Annotated in this window: 3 protein-coding genes; all 3 read left to right on the plus strand. The window is 71.2% G+C overall.

Features of this window, described 5'->3' with window-relative positions:
- Positions 1 to 813: 813 nt before the first annotated feature.
- The 3 genes from HR086_RS03570 to HR086_RS03580 are packed head-to-tail and all read left to right on the plus strand — an operon-like array spanning position 814 to position 19,056.
- Complete coding sequence (locus tag HR086_RS03570) at positions 814 to 7,878, plus strand: SDR family NAD(P)-dependent oxidoreductase (protein ID WP_373564255.1); 7,065 nt, start codon at positions 814 to 816, stop codon at positions 7,876 to 7,878.
- Positions 7,875 to 13,463, plus strand: a complete 5,589-nt coding sequence (locus HR086_RS03575; RefSeq protein WP_174464874.1) for a type I polyketide synthase — start codon at positions 7,875 to 7,877, stop codon at positions 13,461 to 13,463. The genes HR086_RS03570 and HR086_RS03575 overlap by 4 nt, the downstream gene beginning before the upstream one ends.
- Before the next feature lie 19 nt (positions 13,464 to 13,482).
- Positions 13,483 to 19,056: a type I polyketide synthase gene (locus HR086_RS03580; RefSeq protein WP_174464875.1), complete on the plus strand. Its 5,574-nt coding sequence runs from the start codon at positions 13,483 to 13,485 to the stop codon at positions 19,054 to 19,056.
- The last annotated feature ends 1 nt before the right edge of the window (position 19,057 follow it).

The raw sequence follows: 19,057 nt of genomic DNA on the forward strand, positions 1-19,057 counted from the left end.
CCCGCGACGGGTGACTCCGTCATGCGGGAATCCTCCAGTGCTGAGTGGCTTGCCGCTTCTGGGCGGGATGCCTCCCGTGGAGGTTCGCCGCGCCAGGGCAGCACCCTGCCGTGCGGTGGCGCCGAGGACCGGTGCCCTCACGGCGCATGACCTGATGCGGGCTCGTGCCTCGCACGACCTGGGAACGAGGTGGATGGCCCGGGCCGTGTCACGTGTCGCGGCGGGGTGACGGGACTCCCCGCTTCCAGCCCGCATGAATTTGTGGCGTCCGTGCATCAGCTTCGAGTCTTTGCGATGGCTGTCTGACGAATGCCAGGTAAAGGCAATCGCGAGAGGGCGTCGCTCTGCCGACACGATGAAATTTCTATGAGTGTGTTGCCCGGCCCGAGGACCGCGTGACGGCCTTCGTTCGTGGCGCTCTCGAGAAGGCAGGTCGAATTTCCTGGACGCGGCGGTGTCCACCGTCTGCCTGTCCTGTGCGGGTATCTCCGAGGGCGCAAGTCATGGATGGCAGTTGTGCAATGTTTTTGCCCGACGAGAGACGCCAGACTCGCCTCGTGGTTGTCTGACTGGGGTCATCAGGCAAATTCATACAGACGTGGCCCCATTTGTTGGGGGGCCACGGTTTTCGCAACCCTGTTTTGTTTTCCAGCAAAACAGGCGGTGCCGCTTTATGACTTGCAACGCACGACAATCTTTGGCATCTATTTTTCCCGCATCGCGTCAAATAGAGGGGAAACGGGTTATGCCCGTTTACGTCTCGCTTTCCAGGAAAACGTCATTGGCTTGCGGGCGCGCGAGTTAGAGGTTCCAGTGTCAGCGAACGATAGTGTGGTGAAGGACGGCCTGGCTGGGATCCAGGCGCGTCTGGCCCGTGTGCTTGCACAACGGTTGGGAGTCGATGCGCGCCAGTTGGACGTGCGCGAGAGCTTCAGCAGGTATGGGCTGGACTCCGTGATGGCCACGGGTTTCATCGCGGAGCTGGGAGCGATGCTCGGGCGGCCGTTGTCACCCACGCTCGCCTGGGAATTCCCTACCCTGGAGTCCCTGGCCGCGCACCTCTCTGGAGCGCGGGCTCGTCCGACCTCGCAGGTCCTTCCCAGACACTCGATGGAGGATGAGCCCATCGCGGTGATTGGCATGGCGTGTCGTCTTCCCCAGGCCCCCAATCCGGAGGCGTTCTGGCGTCTGCTGGCGGGAGGGACGAATGCCATCTCCGAGGTCCCCGCCGAGCGCTGGGACGTCAACCGTCTTTATGATCGCGACCCCGCGGCTCCCGGCAAGGTGACCTCCCGCTGGGGCGGGTACCTGGACCGGGTGGATGGGTTTGACCCGCTCTTCTTTGGCATCTCACCCAAGGAAGCGCTTCACATGGACCCGCAGCAGCGGCTCATGCTGGAGCTGACCTGGGAGGCATTGGAGGATGCGGGCATCCCAGCGGATCGGCTGCGGGGCTCGCCCACGGCTGTCATGTTCGGGGCCGTCTGGATGGATTACGAGGCGCAGCTGCAACGGCTCGGCTTGCGGCGCATCTCTTCGTACACCGCCACGGGTTACCACCACAGCATCGTCGCCAACCGCATTTCCTACGTCCTGGGTTTGCGGGGGCCGAGTCTGTCCATGGACTCGGCGTGCTCGTCTTCACTGACGGCGGTGCATCTGGCCTGTGAGAGTCTTCGCAGGGGCGAGTCGACCCTGGCCCTGGTGGGCGGCGTGAACCTGACGCTCGCGCCCGACAGCACTGTTGCCCTTTCCAAGCTCGGCGCCCTCTCTCCGGACGGTCGCTGCTACACCTTCGATGCCCGCGCCAACGGGTTCGTACGGGGCGAGGGGGGCGGTGTGGTCGTGCTCAAGCCCCTCTCCCAGGCCCTCGGGGATGGCGACTCCATCTGCTGTGTCATCCGAGGCAGTGCCCTCAACAACAACGGTGGAAGCAACGGCCTCACCGCGCCCAACACCAGCGCCCAGGCGGAGGTGATTCGCCAGGCCTGCGCCCGCGCGGGCGTCGCGACGACCGACGTGCAGTACGTCGAGGCCCATGGCACCGGCACGCAGCTCGGTGACCCGATGGAGGCCCTCGCGCTGGGCGAAGTGCTCGGTGAGGGGCGGCCCGTCGACAAGCCCCTTCACATCGGTTCGGCCAAGACGAACGTCGGCCACCTGGAGGCCGCCGCGGGCATCACCGGGCTCATCAAGGTCGCCCTGTCCATCCGGCACCGGGCGCTCCCTCCGAGCCTCCACTTCGAGACGCCCAATCCGCTCATCCCTTTCGAGGCGCTGCGGCTGGAGGTCCAACACACCCTGACGGATTGGCCGGAGCCGGACCGGAAGCTCCTCGCGGGGGTCAGCTCCTTCGGCTTCGGCGGCACCAACTGCCACGTCCTGCTCGAGGAGCCGGACGCGCCCCGAGCCGAACTCGTGCGCGTGTCGGCGGAGAGTCCGGAGGCGCTCCGGGCCGCGGCGCAGCGGCTGTTCGAGCGTCTGGACGGCGCCATCCACCAGCCCTGGTCCGAGCTGCTGCGCTCGGCGGCGGACGAAGACGGGGCGCACGCGCATCGCCTGGCGATGACGGTCCGGTCGCGCAAGGACCTGCGCGCGAGCCTCCAGGCCTTCCTGTCCGGAGAGGCCCGGGCGGGCGTGTGCGTGGGCAGCGTGGGGCCCGAGCACGGCTGGAAGCCGGTCTTCGTCTTCTCCGGCCATGGCGCGCATTGGCCCGGCATGGGGTTGTCCCTCATGCGCACCGAGCCGGTGTTCCGGGCCGTGCTGATGCGGTGTGAGCGGCTCATCCAGCAGAACGTGGGCTGGTCGCTGCTGGAGGTGCTGGGCGCGGAGGACTCGGCGGCGCGGCTGAAGCGAATCGACCTCGCGCTGCCTGCCATCGTCGTCCTGGAGATGGCCTTGACGGCGCTCTGGCGCTCCTGGGGCGTCGAGCCCGCGATGGTGATGGGGCACAGCATCGGCGAGGTGGCGGCGGCCCATGCCGCGGGCATCCTGGGCCTGGAGGACGCCGTTCGCGTCGTCTGCTTCCAGAGCCGGCAGATGCACCGGCGCAGCGGCGAGGGCGCGATGGCGCTCGTGGCCGTGCCCTGGACCGAGGCCGCCGGGCTGCTGGTGGGCTACGAGGGGCGGCTGGACCGCGCCATCGACTCCGGCCCGGACTCGACGGTGCTGTCGGGGGAGCCCGCGGCGCTCGCCGAGGTGCTCGCCGCCCTGCAGGCGCGTGGCGTGTTCTGCCGCCAGGGAGACATCGACGTGGCGGCGCACAGCCACCAGATGGACGTGCTGGGTGAGGTGCTCACCGAGGAGCTGCGGGGAATTCGTCCCGAGCCCGCGCGCCTCCCCATGGTGTCCGGTGTCACCGCCGCGGTGCTGGAGGGTGCGCAGGCCGATGCCCCCCACTGGCAGAAGAACATCGCGATGCCCACGCTCTTCACGGGCGTGCTCACCCACGCGCTTGGCGAGGGGCACCGCGTCTTCCTGGAGGTGGGCCCCCACGCGATTCTCAAGCACCCCATCGAGTCGACCCTGCGCCACGCCGGCCAGCCGGGGCTGTTCGTCCCCACCCTGCGTCGACAGGAGGACGCGCGGGGCACGATGCTCGACACCCTGGGCGTCCTGTATGTCCACGGCCAGCCGGTCCGCTGGGAGTCGGTTTCCAGGGGGAGCGTGGAGGAGGGCGAGGCGTCGGCGCGGGTGCTGCCCCTGTCGGCCCGAAGCCCCGATGCCCTGACGTCCCTGGCCTCCGCCTTCCGTGACGTGCTGGCCGAGGACTCGGGTGCGTCGCTCGAGGACCTCACCTACACGGCGGGCGTACGCCGCGGTCAGCTTTCGCACCGCCTGGCGGTGGTGGGTGGCTCGCGGCGGGAGATGGCGGAGGCGCTGGAGGCCTTCGCGCGAGGCGAAGCCCATCCGGGCGTGAGCCACGGGAAGGTGAGTCCGGAGGGGAAGGCCAAGGTGGCGTTCGTCTTCCCCGGTCAGGGCTCGCAGTGGCTGGGCATGGGCCGCCAGCTCCTCGGCGAGGAGCCCGTGTTCCGCGAGGCCATCGAGGCCTGCGAGCGCGCGATGCGGCCCCATGTGGACTGGTCGCTCACCGAGGAGCTCCTCGCCGAGGAGCCGCGCTCGCGCCTCCAGGACATCGACGTCGTGCAGCCGGTGCTGTTCTCGATGCAGGTGGCGCTGGCCGCGCTGTGGCGCTCGCGGGGAATCACGCCGGATGCGGTGGTGGGCCACAGCATGGGCGAGGTGGCCGCGGCGCACGTGGCCGGCACGCTGAGCCTGGAGGACGCGGCCCGCATCATCTGCCTGCGCAGCCAGCTGCTTCGCGGCAAGAGCGGGCAGGGGGCCATGGCCGTGGTGGAGCTCGGCCTGGAAGAGGCCCGCGCGGCCCTGACGGGCTACGAGGCGCGGCTCTCCGTGGGGGTGAGCAACAGCGCTCGCTCCACGGTGCTCTCCGGTGACACCGAGGCCCTGGAGGCGCTGCTGCCCACGCTGGAAGGGCGGGGCATCTTCTGCCGCCGGGTGAAGGTGAATGTCGCCTCGCACAGCCCTCAGATGGACTCGCTGAAGGACGACCTCCTGCGTGTGCTGGAGGGCCTCGCGCCCCAGCCCGCGCTGGTGCCCATCTACTCCACTGTCACGGGGCAGACGAGCGACGGGGGCGACTTCCATCCGGCCTACTGGGTCCGGAACCTGCGCGAGCCGGTGCTGTTCCACGGCGCCGTCGAGCAGCTCTTGGAGGACGGCTACAGCGTGTTCCTGGAGGTGAGCCCGCATCCGGTGCTGCTCGCGCCCATCGAGGAGACGCTGCGCGAGTCGAAGCGGGAGGCCCTCGCGCTCGCGTCGCTGCGGCGACAGATGCCTGAGCGGCGCAGCCTCCTGGAGTCGCTCGCGGCGCTGTACGCCTGGGGGTGCTCCGTCGACTGGTCGTCGCTGCACCCCTCGGGTGGGCGGGTCGTCGCGCTGCCTGGCTACCCGTGGCAGCGGGAGCGCTACTGGCTGATGGACGAGGCGGAGACGGACCCGGAGCTCAGGGGCTCCGGGGATGAGGGCCGCGCGGGACATCCCCTGCTCGGCGCTTCGCTGTCCTCCTCCGTGCAGCCCGGCACCCACTTCTGGGAGCGGAGCGTGAGCACGGCGGCGTTCCCGTATCTCTCCGACCACTGCGTCTGGGGGGACGTCGTCTTCCCGGGCGCGGCCTATCTGGAGCTGGCGCTCTCCGCCGGAGCGGAGGTGCTGGGTGAGGCGGGGCTCGTGCTCGAGAACGTCTCCCTCAGCGAGATGCTCGCGCTCAAGCCGGCGGAGTCGCGGCGCGTGCAGGTGGTGCTGAACGAGGAGGAGGCGGGGCATGCCTCCTTCCAGATTTCCAGCCGCGCCGAGGGCGACGCGGGCTGGCGCAAGCATGCGGCGGGGCGCCTGCGGCGTGAGGAGCACGCGGCCACGAGGCCCGTCTCCGAGTCGCCCGAGTCACTGCGGCAGCGGCTCCCCGTGGAGCTCTCCTCCGAGGCCCACTACCAGCGCAGGCAGGAGCAGGGGCTGATGTACGGCCCCACGTTCCAGGGCCTGCGGCGGCTGTGGCGAAGCGAGCGGCAGGGGTTGGGCCGCGTGGAGCTTCCCGAGCAGGTGGCCGCCGAGAGCGGAGTGTACCGGCTTCATCCCGCGCTCCTGGACGCGAGCCTCCAGGTCGCGGTGGAGCTGATTGCATCCGTGGCGGAGGCGTCGGCCGTGGCGCCCACCTATGTGCCGGTGGGACTGGGTCGGGTGCGGCTCTTCCAGCGGCCTGGGCGCGCGGTGTGGGTCCACGTGACTTCCGTGGGCGACGGGGCGGCGAACGAGCGGGAGCGCTCCTTCGACCTGCGGCTCCTGGATGACCAGGGACAGGTGCTGCTGGAGCTCGACGAGCTGCGCCTGTACCGGCTCGACGCGGGCGTCGCGGCCCGCAAGGCGCTCGGTGAGTGGCTCTACCAGGTGGACTGGGAGAAGCAGCCCCTGCCGGTGGAGCCGACGTGGCCGGAGCGCACACCGGGAAGCTGGCTGATTCTCGGTGACCAGGGGGGCGTGGGGCAGGCGCTGTCCACCCTGCTGCGAGCCCGCGGGGAGACGTGCGTGCTCGTCGTCCCTGGAGAGACGTATCGGCTCACGGGGCCGGGGCGCGCCGAAGTGGACCCCCGGAACGCGGAGCACCTGCGCCGGCTGCTCGGGGAAGCGCTGGGGGCCGGGACGCCTCCTTGCCGCGGGGTGGTGCACCTGTGGAGCCTCGATGTCGCCGCGAATGACGCGCTCACGCCGCGGGCGCTGGAGGACTCGCGCCGGTCCACCACCACCAGCGTGCTGCACCTGACGCAGGCGCTCTCCCAGGTGGGCTGGAGGGATGCTCCCCGACTCTGGCTGACCACGCGGGGCGCGCGGTCCGTCGGCGGGTCGCCGGAGCGCGTCGCGGTGGCGCAGGCGCCGCTCTGGGGCTTGGGGCAGGTGCTGGCCGTGGAGCAGCCGGACCTGCGCTGCACGCGCGTGGATGTCGAGGGCGGTGTGGACGCCTGCGCCGACGCGCTCCTCCGCGAGCTGTCGTCCACGACGTTCGAGGACCAGTCCGCCTGGCGCGGTGGCACGCGCTTCGTGGCGCGGCTGTCCAGGGCCCCGGACGCGCTGGTCGCTCGGGAGCCCTCGACGCTGCTTCGCGACGACGGCACCTATCTCATCACGGGGGGACTCGGCGGACTGGGGCTCGAGGTCGCCCGCTGGCTCGTCTCCCATGGGGCGCGTCACCTGCTCCTGCTGGGGCGCCGTGCTCCCACCGAGGCCACCGAGCACGTGCTCACGGAGCTGCGCCAGACGGGCGCGCGCGTGGAGTCCTTCCAGGCGGATGTCGCCGTCGCGGATGACGTGGCGCGAGCGCTGGCCCGGGTGGACGAGGCGATGCCACCGCTGCGCGGCGTGTTCCACGCGGCGGGGCTCCTCGAGGATGGCCTGCTGCTCAACCTCACCGAGGAGCGCTTCGCCGCGGTGATGGCCCCCAAGGTCCTGGGGACCTGGAACCTGCACGCCCAGACGCACCACCTGCCGCTGGAGCACTTCGTGCTCTTCTCCAGCGTGGCCGCCTCGCTGGGCACGCCGGGGCAGGCGAACTACGCCTCCGCCAACGCGTTCATGGACGCGCTGGCCCATGACCGCCGCGCGCGGGGACTGGCCGCGCTGAGCATCAACTGGGGAACCTGGACGAGCGTCGGGCTCGCGGCGGCGCAGTCCAACCGGGGTGAGCGGCTCGAGGCCCGGGGCCTGCGGGGCATGTCTCCGGACAAGGCGCTCAGCGTGCTCGGCATGTTGATGGGACAGACGCGGCCACAGCTCAGCGTGATGTCGTTCGACGCGAGGCAGTGGCTGGGCTTCTACCTGTCCGCGGCGCAGTCGCCCTACTTCACCCGGCTGGCCCAGGAGCCTTCTGCCCGGCCCTCCGTGAGCGCCGGACGGAGCCGGATTCGCGAGCAGCTCTTCGCCGCTCGTGCCTCCGAGCGCCGGGCCCTGCTGGATGGCCACCTGCGCGAGCTGGTGGGCGGCGTGCTGCGCATGGCGCCCGCGCGCATCGACCCGAGGACGCCCTTGATGAACCTGGGGCTCGACTCGCTGATGAGCATGGAGATTCGCAACCGCCTGGAGGCGGCGCTCGGGCTGAAGCTCAGCGCGACGGTGGTGTGGACCTATCCGACGGTGGCCACGCTCACGCCCTTCCTGGCGGAGAAGCTGGGGCTTCCGCTCGAGGACCGGGCTCCGGAGCCACTGGACGAAGCGGCGCCGCCGGCCATCGCCGAGGCGAGCGCGATTGACGAGATGTCCGAAGAGGAAGTCGAGCGGCTGTTCGCTCAGCGCATGGGGCAGGGCACATGACGAGCTTCGCGGAGAAAATCGCGCAGTACTCCCCCAAGCGGCTCGCGCTGCTCGCGATGGACCTCAAGTCCCGCCTGGACGCGGTGGAGGGCACCCGCTCGGAGCCGGTGGCCATCATCGGCATGGGGTGCCGTTTCCCGGGTGGAGGCAAGGACCCGGAGTCGTACTGGAACCTCCTGCGCGATGGCGGGGACGCCGTCACCGAGGTGCCTTCCTCGCGATGGACGCGCGAGGAGATGGCGCGGATGGACCCCGAGGCACTGGAGAAGCTGGGGGCGCGGTGGGGGGCCTTCATCCAGGACGTGGACCAGTTCGATGCGGACTTCTTCGGCATCTCGCCGCACGAGGCGCACCGGATGGACCCGCAGCAGCGCATCCTCCTGGAGGTGGCCTGGGAGGCGCTGGAGGACGCCGGGCAGGACATGTCGCGGCTCGCGGGCAGCCGCACGGGCGTGTTCATCGGGGTGTACAGCGACGACTACGCGTTGCTCCAGGTGGGCAACCCGTCCGCGCGTGACTCCAGCAGCGTGACGGGCGCCATCAACTGCGTGGTGCCGGGGCGCCTGTCCTACCTGCTCGACTTCCAGGGCCCCTGCCTGACCGTGGACACCGCGTGCTCCTCGTCCCTGGTGGCGCTGCATCTGGCCGCGCAGAGCCTGCGGAACCAGGAGTGCTCGATGGCGCTGGCGGGCGGCGTCAACCTCATCCTCTCGCCGCTCTCCTCGAGCAGCGTCTCCAGGGCCCAGGCGCTGTCGCCGGATGGGCGCTGCAAGACCTTCGACGCGCGCGCCAACGGCTTCGTGCGCGGCGAGGGCTGTGGCGTGGTCGTCCTCAAGCGGCTGTCGGATGCCATCGCCGCCAAAGACCCCATCCTGGCGCTCGTGCGCGGCTCGGCCGTCAACCAGGACGGCAAATCCGCGGGGCTGACGGCGCCCAACGTGCTCGCCCAGAAGGCGCTCATCCGTCAGGCGCTCCAGAGCGCGAACCTGGAGCCCGCCGACATCGACTGCGTCGAGGCGCACGGGACGGGGACGTCGCTGGGTGACCCCATCGAGATGGAGGCGCTCCACGAGGTCTACGCCAGCGGCAGGTCCGCGCGGCAGGCGCTCGTCGTGGGCGCGGCGAAGACGAGCATTGGCCACCTGGAGTCGGCCGCGGGAATCGCCGGCATCATCAAGATGGTCCTCTCGCTGCGGCACGAGGCCGTTCCGCCGCTCACGCACTTCCAGCGGCTCAACCCGCGAATCGACTTCACCGGCGAGTCCATCACCCTCCCGACGTCACTCCACCCGTGGCCCGTCCAGGCCGAGCGCAAGCGCCGGGGCGCGGTCAGCTCGTTCGGCATCAGCGGGACGAACGCGCACGTGATTCTCGAGGAGCCGCCCGCGCCCGTGGCCGCGCCGTCCCAGCGCGCGGCGGGTGCCCACCTGCTGCCCCTGTCGGCGCGCTCGCCCGCCGCGCTCCAGGCCCTGGCGCGTGGTTATGCAAGCCTCCTCGTGGCGTCGCCGGACGTGTCGCTCCGGGACGTCTGCTACACGGCCTCGCTGCGGCGCACCCACCAGGAGTACCGCCTGTCCGTCGCGGGCGAGTCCCCGGCCGCCATCGCCGAGAAGCTCCAGGACCTCGCCTCGTCGGGCGTCACCGCCGCCATGAAGGGCACGGACGAGCGGCCCAAGGTGGCCTTCGTGTTCCCGGGCCAGGGCTCGCAGTGGCACGGCATGGGTCGTCAGCTCCTCGACCAGGAGCCTGTCTTCCGCGAGGCGCTCGAGCGCATCGACGCGGCCATGCGCCCCCATGTGTCCTGGGGGTTGCTCGACGTGCTCCGGGCGCCCTCCGAGTCGTCGCGCCTGGGGGAAATCGACGTCGTGCAGCCGGTGCTGTTCGCCATGGCCGTGGCGCTGTCGGCCCTCTGGCGCTCCTGGGGAATCGAGCCGGACGCGGTGGTGGGGCACAGCATGGGCGAGGTGGCCGCGGCGCATGTGGCGGGCGCGCTCACCCTGGAGGATGCGGCGGCCATCATCTGCCTCAGGAGCAGGCTGCTCAAGCGCATCAGTGGCCAGGGCGCGATGCTGGCGACGGAGCTGTCCCTGGCGGACGCGCGCAAGGTCCTGGTGGGGCATGAGCAGCGTGTGGCCATCGCGGTGAGCAACAGCCCGACGTCCACGGTGCTGTCCGGCGATGCGGTGACGCTCGAGGAGCTTCGTGGGTCGCTCGAAGCCCGCAACGTGTTCTGCCGCTGGGTGAAGGTCGACGTGGCCTCTCACAGCCCGCAGGTCGACTGCCTGCGAGAAGAGCTGCTCTCCGTTCTCTCCTCGGTCCGGCCGCGCTCCGCCTCCGTGCCCATCGTCTCGACGGTGACGGCCGCCGGCTGTGATGGCTCGGGCTTCGATGCGGCGTACTGGGTGCGCAACCTGCGTGAGCCGGTGCTCTTCTCCTCAGCCGTGCTCGGCCTGGTCGAGAGCGGGCACACCGTGTTCATGGAGATGAGCCCGCATCCGATTCTGCTGCCCGCCGTCGAGCGGTGCATGCAGCACGCGGGACGCGAAGGGGTGACGGCTCCTTCCCTTCGCCGCGAGGAGTCCGAACGCACGGTGATGCTGGAGTCCGTGGGCGCGCTGTACCGCGCGAGCTGCCCCGTGGCGTGGACGCGGCTGTTCCCGGAGGGCGGACAGGTCGTCCCGCTGCCCACGTATCCCTGGCGGCACAAGCGGTACTGGCTCGACGCGGTGGCGACGCCCGTCGTCTCCACCACCGAGCAGGTGACGTCCCTGAAGGGCCGACCGGTCCGTGTCGCGCATGGGGTCGACGGCCAGGTCTTCGAGCTGGAGCTGGGCAGCACCTCCCTGCCGTGGCTGGGCGCGCACCGGCTGGGCGGCGTCGCAGTGGTCCCTGCCTCGGCCCTGGTTGAACTCGCGCTGAGCGCCGCGTCCGAGTCGCTGGGCTCAGGCGCCCGGGAACTCTCCGACGTGGAGTTCGAGCGCGCGCTGGTGCTGACGGAGTCTTCACGGCGCATCGTGCAGGTCCACCTCTCCTCGGCTTCGGAGGGGCGGCACATGTTCCATCTCCACAGCCGGGCGGTGGACGGAGCCGCGTCCGAGACGGAGTGGGTGCGGCACTGCCGGGGTCAGGTCCGGCCGCTGGGGGTGCTCACGGGAGTGCCGGACGTCATCGAGGCGGTGCGCTCACGCTGCGCACAGCACGTCCAGGGCGCGGCCATCTACGAGGAGCTGGAGCGCAGCGATGTCCAGTACGACGCGCCGCTGCGGACGCTGAGCGAAGCCTGGAGGCGGCCCGGTGAGGCGCTCGGGCGCGTGGTGATGGGACCGGAGCGGATGCAGGAGTCCGCGCGCTACCAGCTCCACCCGGCGCTGCTGGACGCGGGGCTCCAGACCCTGGCGCTCGCCCTCGCGGCGGAGCCCGAGAAGGCCGCGCTGTTCATGCCCCTGAGCCTCGAGTCGTTCGAGTGCCTTCCGGGCCGCGCGGACGTGCAGTGGGCCCATGTGTCCATCGCGCCCACGGTCCGCTCCGAGGAGCGCGTGGGGACGCTGACGTTGCTGGATGCAGCCGGTCGCCAGGTGGCCGTGGCGCGCGGGGTGCGGCTGCGGCGCGTGGCGACGGAGCGGCTGTTGGAAGTGCTGGGCGAGGTTCGCACCCAGGACTGGTTCCATGACGTGACGTGGGAGCCCAGGCCGGTGTGCGTGGCCCCGCCTGTGCCCGCGGACTGGCTGGTGTTCGTCGATGGTGGGGGCTGGGGCGCCGGGCTCGTGGAGGCGCTGCGCCGCCAGGGTGCTTCGCCTGTCACCGTGACCTCGGGAGGCGGATTCCAGCGGCTGGATGCACGGCGCTTCGTGGTGGACCCGAAGCGGCCGGAGGACATGGAGCGTCTGCTGCGCGAGTTGCCCGCGCTGCCCTCGGGACACGAGGGCCGTGCACTCTTCCTGTGGGGCCTCGACGCGGTGCTCGACGAGCAGACGGGGACGCCGGAGTCCTGCGTGGCCGCGCTGCACCTGGTGAAGGCACTCATGGGCGCACCTGGCCGCGCGCGGCTCTGGATGGTCACCCGGGGCGCACAGGTCACCGGCGTGGGCGACGAGCGGGTGTCGCTGGCCCAGGCGCCGCTGTGGGGCATGGGTCGCAGCGTGTCCCTGGAGCAGCCCGGCGTGTGGGGAGGCCTCATCGACCTGTCTCCGGAGCGTCATCCCGAGGAGGTGCTGGCGGTGCTTCGCGAGGTCTCCGCGTTCGGCGTGGATGGCGAGGACCAGCTCGCGCTCCGCGAGGGGCGTTCGCTGGTGGCCCGTCTCACTCGTGGCCGGGTGACGGCACCCACGGAGCCGCTGAGGCTGCGCCAGGACGCGACCTACCTCGTCACGGGTGGGCTCGGAGGACTGGGCCTGAAGGTGGCGCGGTGGTTGGTGGAGCGGGGCGCGCGGCACCTCGTGCTGCTGGGCCGTGGGGGCCTGTCGGGCTCCGGCGACGCGGCGTCGGAGCGGCGCCGTGAGGCACTCGATTCGCTCCGGGCACTCGGCGCGACTGTCACCGCGCTGGCCGCCGACGTGGCGGACCGCGAGCGGATGGCGACGCTCCTGCGCGAGACGGCCGAGACGCTTCCTCCGCTACGCGGGGTGATTCACGCCGCGGCGCTCCTGACGGAGCGACGGCTGGAGGACCTGGACCTCACGGCGATGACGGCGATGCTGCGGCCGAAGGTGCTCGGCACCTGGGTGCTGCATGAGCTGACTCGCGGGTTGGCGCTCGACTTCTTCGTGATGTTCTCGTCGACGTCGACCTTGTGGGGCGCCTCCGGCCTGGCGCACTACGCGGCGGGCAACCAGTTCCTGGAGGCGCTGGCGCACCACCGGCGGGCCTCGGGACTGCCCGCGACCACCCTGCACTGGGGGACGTGGGACGAGATTGGCGGCGAGCGCGCCGACAGCGTGCGCGGCTTCGCGCGCTTCGGCCTCAATCCCATGGCTTCGGAGCGTGCGCTCGATGCGATGGGCCAGGTGCTGGGCTCGGGCGCGAGCCACAAGACGGTCGCGTCGGTGAACTGGAGCGTGCTCAAGCCCATCTGGGAGGCCCGGCGCCGCCGGCCCTTCCTGCGACACATGGGCGAGTCCGCGTCCGCGTCGGTGGGTGAGGCGTCTTCGCGGGCGCGGTTGCTCGCGGAGCTCCAGTCGCTTCCGCCCGACCGCCGCTTCGACACGCTGGTGCTCCGCATCCAGGGAGAGGTCGGGCGCATCCTCGGGTTCGCGCCCACCGAGCTTCCCCCCACGGACCGGGGCTTCTTCCAGATGGGCATGACGTCCCAGATGTCCGTGGAGCTGCGCGCGGTGCTCCAGCGGGGGCTGGAGAAGGAGCTGCCCGCGAGCCTCGCGTTCGACCACCCCACCGTCATGGCGCTGGCGAAGCGTCTGGCCAGCAGTGTCACCGCGGTGGAAATCCCCCTGCCCACCGTGGCGGGGGCGCAAGAGCCGCGAGCGCAGGTGGCGCCCGCGCAAATCGATGACCTCTCCGCGCGCCTGTCGCAGGTCACGGAGCTGTCCGACGACGAAGTCGAGCGGTTGATTGCACAGAAGCTGAGCTGAAGCGGCGGGCACGACGGCGATGAGCAAAGAATTCTACGAGAAGATTTCGAGCCTCCCTCCCAAGAGGCTCGTGTTGCTGGCGCTCGAGCTGCACGCGGAGAGCGAGGCCCTCAAGCGGACGCGTTCGGAGCCCATCGCCATCGTCGGCACCTCGTGTCGCGTGCCGGGCGGAGCGCGGACGCCGGAGGCATTCTGGCGGCTGCTGCACGAGGGCGTGGACGCCATCACCGAAGTGCCCCGTGAGCGGTGGGACGCGGAGGCGTTGTTCGACGCCGACCCGATGAAGCAGGGCCGCACCTACGCGCGCTGGGGAGGCTTCCTCGACGGCGTGGAGAACTTCGACGCCGCGTTCTTCGGCGTGTCGCCTCGCGAAGCCGCGCGCATGGACCCGCAGCAGCGCATGCTGCTCGAAGTCGCGTGGGAGGCGCTCGAGCGCGCGGGCCAGCCGCCCGACCAGCTCGCCGGAAGCAAGACGGGCGTCTTCCTGGGCATCATCGGAAGTGACTACGCGCAGCTCCAGGCGCGGGAGCTCGGCGGGGCCCCGGACATCTACCACCTGACGGGGACCTCCCTGAACGCGGCGGCGGGCCGGCTCTCCTACACGCTCGGCCTCCAGGGGCCGTGCATGGCCATCGACACGGCGTGCTCGTCGTCGCTCGTCGCGCTCCACCTGGCCTGCCAAAGCCTGCGCAACCGCGAGAGCGACGTGGCGCTGGCCGCGGGCGTCAACCTGATGCTGATGCCGGACGCGACCATCGCGCTGTCCAGCAGCAGGGGGCTCGCGCCCGACGGGCGCTGCAAGACGTTCGATGCCTCCGCCAATGGCTTCGTGCGCGCGGAGGGCTGCATCGTCCTGGTGCTCAAGCGGCTCTCCGATGCCCTGGCCCACGGTGACGAGATTCTCTCGCTCGTCGCAGGCTCGGCGGTGAACCAGGACGGCGCCAGCAGTGGACTGATGGTCCCCAACGGCCCGGCGCAGGAGCGCGTCATCGCCCAGGCCCTGGCGAGCGGTGGCCTGGAGCCCTCGCGAATCTCCTACGTCGAGGCCCATGGGACGGGCACCTCGCTGGGCGACCCCATCGAGCTTCAGGCCCTGGCGCGGGCGCTGGCGACGGGCAGGAGCGCCGAGTCGCCGCTCTTCGTGGGTTCGGTCAAGACGAACCTCGGCCACCTGGAGGCGGCGGCCGGGCTCTCCGGCGTCCTCAAGACGGCGCTCGCGCTGCGCAACGAGGCGATTCCTCCGAACCTGCACTTCCAGCGGCTCAACCCGGACATCGTCCTGGACGGCGCGCCCGTGGTCGTCCCGACGCAGGTACAGCCGTGGCCGCGGGCAGGGCAGCCGCGTCTGGCGGGGGTGAGCGCGTTCGGAATCAGTGGAACGAACGCGCATGTCATCCTGCAGGAGCCTCCGCTTCCGGCGCCCCCGCCTCCGCTTCCTTCGCGGGGCGCGGAGTTGCTCGTGCTCTCGGCGCGCGGCGCTGACGCGCTCCGGGCGATGGCCGCGAGTCACGCGCGTTGGCTCACCGAGCACCCGGACGTGTCGCCGCGCGACGTGTGCGCCACGGCGGCCCTGTCGCGCTCCCACCACGAGCAGCGGCTCGCGCTCGCGGGCCGCACGCACGCCGACTTCGTGGAGAAGCTGGAGGCGTTCGCGCGGGGCGAGTCCGTGCCTGGAGCGGCCATCGGGCGCGGCTCGGGGCAGGTCCGCCGCCGCGTCGTCTTCGTCTTCCCAGGCCAGGGTTCGCAGTGGCTGGGCATGGGCCGGAGGCTGCTTGAGGAGGAGCCCGCGTTCCGCGCCGCGCTGGAGCGGTGCGACGTGGCCATCCGGGCCTGCGCCGACTTCAGTGTCCTGGCGGAGCTCGCGGCCGAGGAGGGCCAGGGTCGTCTGCACGAGATTGACGTCATCCAGCCCGTGCTCTTCGCCATGGAGGTGGCGCTGGCGGAGCTGTGGCGCGCGTGGGGCATCGAGCCGGACGCGGTGGTGGGCCACAGCATGGGCGAGGTGGCCGCGGCACACGTGGCCGGCACGCTGAGCCTGGAGGACGCGGCGACCATCATCTGCCGCCGAAGCCGGCTGCTGCGCGGCGTGAGTGGCCAGGGCTCGATGCTCCTGGTGGACCTGACGCTGCAAGAGGCGAAGGAGGCTCTGCGCGGCTTCGAGGACCAGGTCTCCGTCGCGGTCAGCAACAGCGTGCGCTCCACCGTCCTCTCGGGAGCCCCTGGGGCCCTCGAGAAGATTTCCGGCGCGCTCACTCAGCGGGAGGTCTTCTGCCGCTTCGTGAAGGTGGACGTCGCGTCGCACAGCCCGCAGATGGACTCGCTGCGGCCGGAGTTGCTCGCGGCCCTCCAGGGCATCTCACCCCGCGCGTCGCGTGTCCCCATCTGCTCGACGGTGACGGGAGCGCTGACGGATGGCGCGGCGTTCGGCGCCTCCTACTGGGCCGACAACCTCCGCGAGCCGGTGTTGTTCTCGACGGCCATCGAGCGACTCGCGGTCGACGGACACGACATCTTCATCGAGCTGAGCCCGCATCCCATCCTCCTGCCCGCCGTGGAGCAACACCTGCGGCACCTCGGGCGCGAGGGCGCGGTGCTGCCTTCACTCCGGCGCAACGAGGATGAGCGGGGCTCGATGCTGTCGTCGCTGGGCTCCCTGTACGCCGTGGGGCATGCGGTGGACTTCCAGCGCCAGCACCCGGTGCGGGGCCTCCGGGCGGCGCTCCCCACCTATCCCTGGCAGCACGAGCGCTTCTGGTTCGAGTCATCCCCGCGCGCGCGTCAGGTCCTGGTCGCCGGGCAGCACCCGTTGCTGGGGGCCCACGTGGCGCTGGCCGGAGAGGACGGCGCGCACCTGTGGCAGACCGGGCTGCTGGCGGACAGCCCGGCGTATCTGGGTGACCACGTCGTGCACGGAGAGGTCGTCCTTCCTGGGACGGGTTACCTGGAGATGGCGCTCGCGGGCGCCGCCGAGGCGCTGGGGCCCACGTGTCATGCGCTCGAGGACGTCAGCTTCCAGGAGATGATGGTGCTCTCCCGCGACGAGCCGCTCGCGGTGCAGATGCGCTTCACCCCGGACGAGGGCGGAGCGAAGCGGTTCCAGATTTTCAGCCGGTCCACGGAAGCGGGCGGTGGTTGGACGCTGCACGCCGAGGGCCGGCTCCGTGAAGCCGAGGCGGCGGAGGCCTTCGCGCTCGACGAGGCGCGTGCGCGGTGCACGGAGCGGATGGACGGTGAGACGCACTACCAGCTCATGAAGGAGCGAGGCGTCGACTTCGGTCCCAGCTTCCAACTGCTGAAGGAGCTGTGGAAGGGGCCCGGGGAGGCGGTGGGGCGCCTGGAGCTGTCGTCGTCGGTTGCTTCGGAGATGGCGGCCCATCAGCTCCATCCGGCGCTGCTGGATGCCTGCCTCCAGGTCATCAATGGAGCGGGGTTGGGCGACCGGCCGGGAGAGACGTTCGTTCCGATGGCTGTCGAGAGCCTGCGTGCCCACGGGCGCCCCGGCGGGGAGCTGTGGGGACACGCCCGCATCCGGCCCGGCACGCGCAGCGGCGCGGGCTCGCTCGAAGCGGATGTGACGTTGCTGGACGGCGAGGGCCGCGTGCTGATGGAGGCCCGGGGGCTGCTGTGCCGCCGGCTGGAGGCGATGCGGCGGCGGTCCTCCGACGAGGTCGATTCGTGGATGTATCAGGTCGACTGGCAGGAGATGCCGCGTGAGCAGGTGACGCCCGCTCCGGACTCCACGCCCGGGGCCTGGCTGGTGCTCCTGGACCGGCAGGGCTTCGGCCGGAAGTTGCAGGCGGCGCTGAGCGCGCGCGGCGAGCGGTGCATCCTCGTCTCTCACGGCGAGGAGTCCCGCCTCATCGAGCCCGGGCACTACGTGGTCGACCCGTCCCGGGTGGAAGGCTTCGAGCGGATTCTGGAGGCCGAGTTCGGCGCCGGGCGGCAATCGTGCCGGGGCGTCGTCCACCTCTTCAGCCTGGATGCGCCTCGTCCCGAGGACGGGCCCCAGGCCCTGGCGCGAGCGCGGATGCTCGGGGCGGGCAGTGCGCTCCACCTCACGCAGGCGCTGGTGGCTTCGGGCTTCCGTGACATGCCTCGCTTGTGGCTGGTGACGGAAGGTGTCCAGGCCCCCCGTCCCTCGGAGCAGGTCCTCCATGTGGAGCAGGCCCCCATCTGGGGTCTGGGCCGGGTGCTCTCGCTGGAGCACCCCGAGCTCCGGTGCTGCTCGGTGGACCTGGGCGCGCTCGACGAGGACCAGGCACGCGGGCTCGCCAGTGAGTTGCTCGCGTCGACGCCGGAGGAGCAGGTCGCGCTTCGGCGGCCCGCGAGGTTCGTGGCCCGACTGTCGCGCATGGAGCGAAGCAAGGCCGCGCCGGCGGAGCTTCGCGCCGATGGCACGTACCTGATTACCGGCGGCCTGGGAGGTCTGGGCCTGAAGCTCGCGGAGTGGTTGGTGGAGCGCGGCGCCCGCCACCTCGCGCTGCTGGGCCGGGGCGGTGCGTCCGAGGAGGCGCAGCGGACGCTGGAGGGCCTGCGCGCGGCGGGCGCGGAGGTCCGGGTGTGCAAGGCCGACGTGGCGGTGCGAGCGGACCTGGAGCGGGTGCTCGGAGAACTCGCGGCCCAGATGCCTCCGCTGCGGGGCGTCTTCCACGCGGCGGCGGTGCTCGATGACGGCGTGCTGGCGAACCTCACCGCGGAGCGCCTGCGCAAGGTGATGGAGCCCAAGGTCCATGGCGCGTGGAACCTGCATGTGCTGACGCAGGCCCTGCCGCTGGACAGCTTCGTGCTCTTCGCGGCGGCGGGCTCGCTGTTGGGCTCACCGGGACAGGGCAACTACGCGGCGGCCAACTTCTTCCTCGACGCGCTGGCGTCGTACCGGCGGGGACTGGGCCTGCCCGCGCTGAGCGTCGACTGGGGCGCCTGGGCTGGCGTGGGACTGGCGGCTGCGGCGGAGGCGCGCGGCGAGCGCATCTCCCAGCGAGGCGTGGACAGCATGCCGCCGGCGCAGGCGCTCGAGGCGTTGGGCCGGATTCTGACGGGCTCCCACGCGCGGGTGGTGGTGATGCGCTTCGACATGCGCCAGTGGAGCGAGTTCTACCTGACGGCGGCGAAGTCGCCGTTCCTGTCACGGCTCGCTGGCGAGCAGTCCCGTCGCGCGGAAGGCCCGGCGGACCGGGGCGCCTTCGTGGAGACGCTCCGCGCGGCGGAGCGGCCGAAGCGGGCTCAACTGCTGGAAACACACCTGTGCGAGCAGGCCGGGCATGTGCTCCGGCTGGCGCCCTCCCGCATCGACCCGCAGCAGCCCTTCGGCAACATGGGGCTGGACTCGCTCATGGGGCTGGAGCTGCGCAACCGGCTCGAGGCCAGCCTGGGGCTGCGGCTCCCGGCGACGCTGGTGTGGCGTTACCCGACGGTGGAGTCACTCGTCGAGCACCTGGCCGAGCAACTGAAACTTCCCATCACGACTCAGGCCGAGCAGCCCCGCGATGAAGCGGCGGCGCTCGAAGCCGTGCTCGTCAACAACGTCAATCAGCTCTCGGACGAAGAGGCCGAGGCGCTCCTCGCGGAGAAGCTCGCCGCATTGGCTGAGTGAA

The sequence above is a fragment of the Myxococcus sp. CA039A genome (genome assembly GCF_013336645.1).
Classification (GTDB): Bacteria; Myxococcota; Myxococcia; order Myxococcales; family Myxococcaceae; genus Myxococcus; species Myxococcus llanfairpwllgwyngyllgogerychwyrndrobwllllantysiliogogogochensis.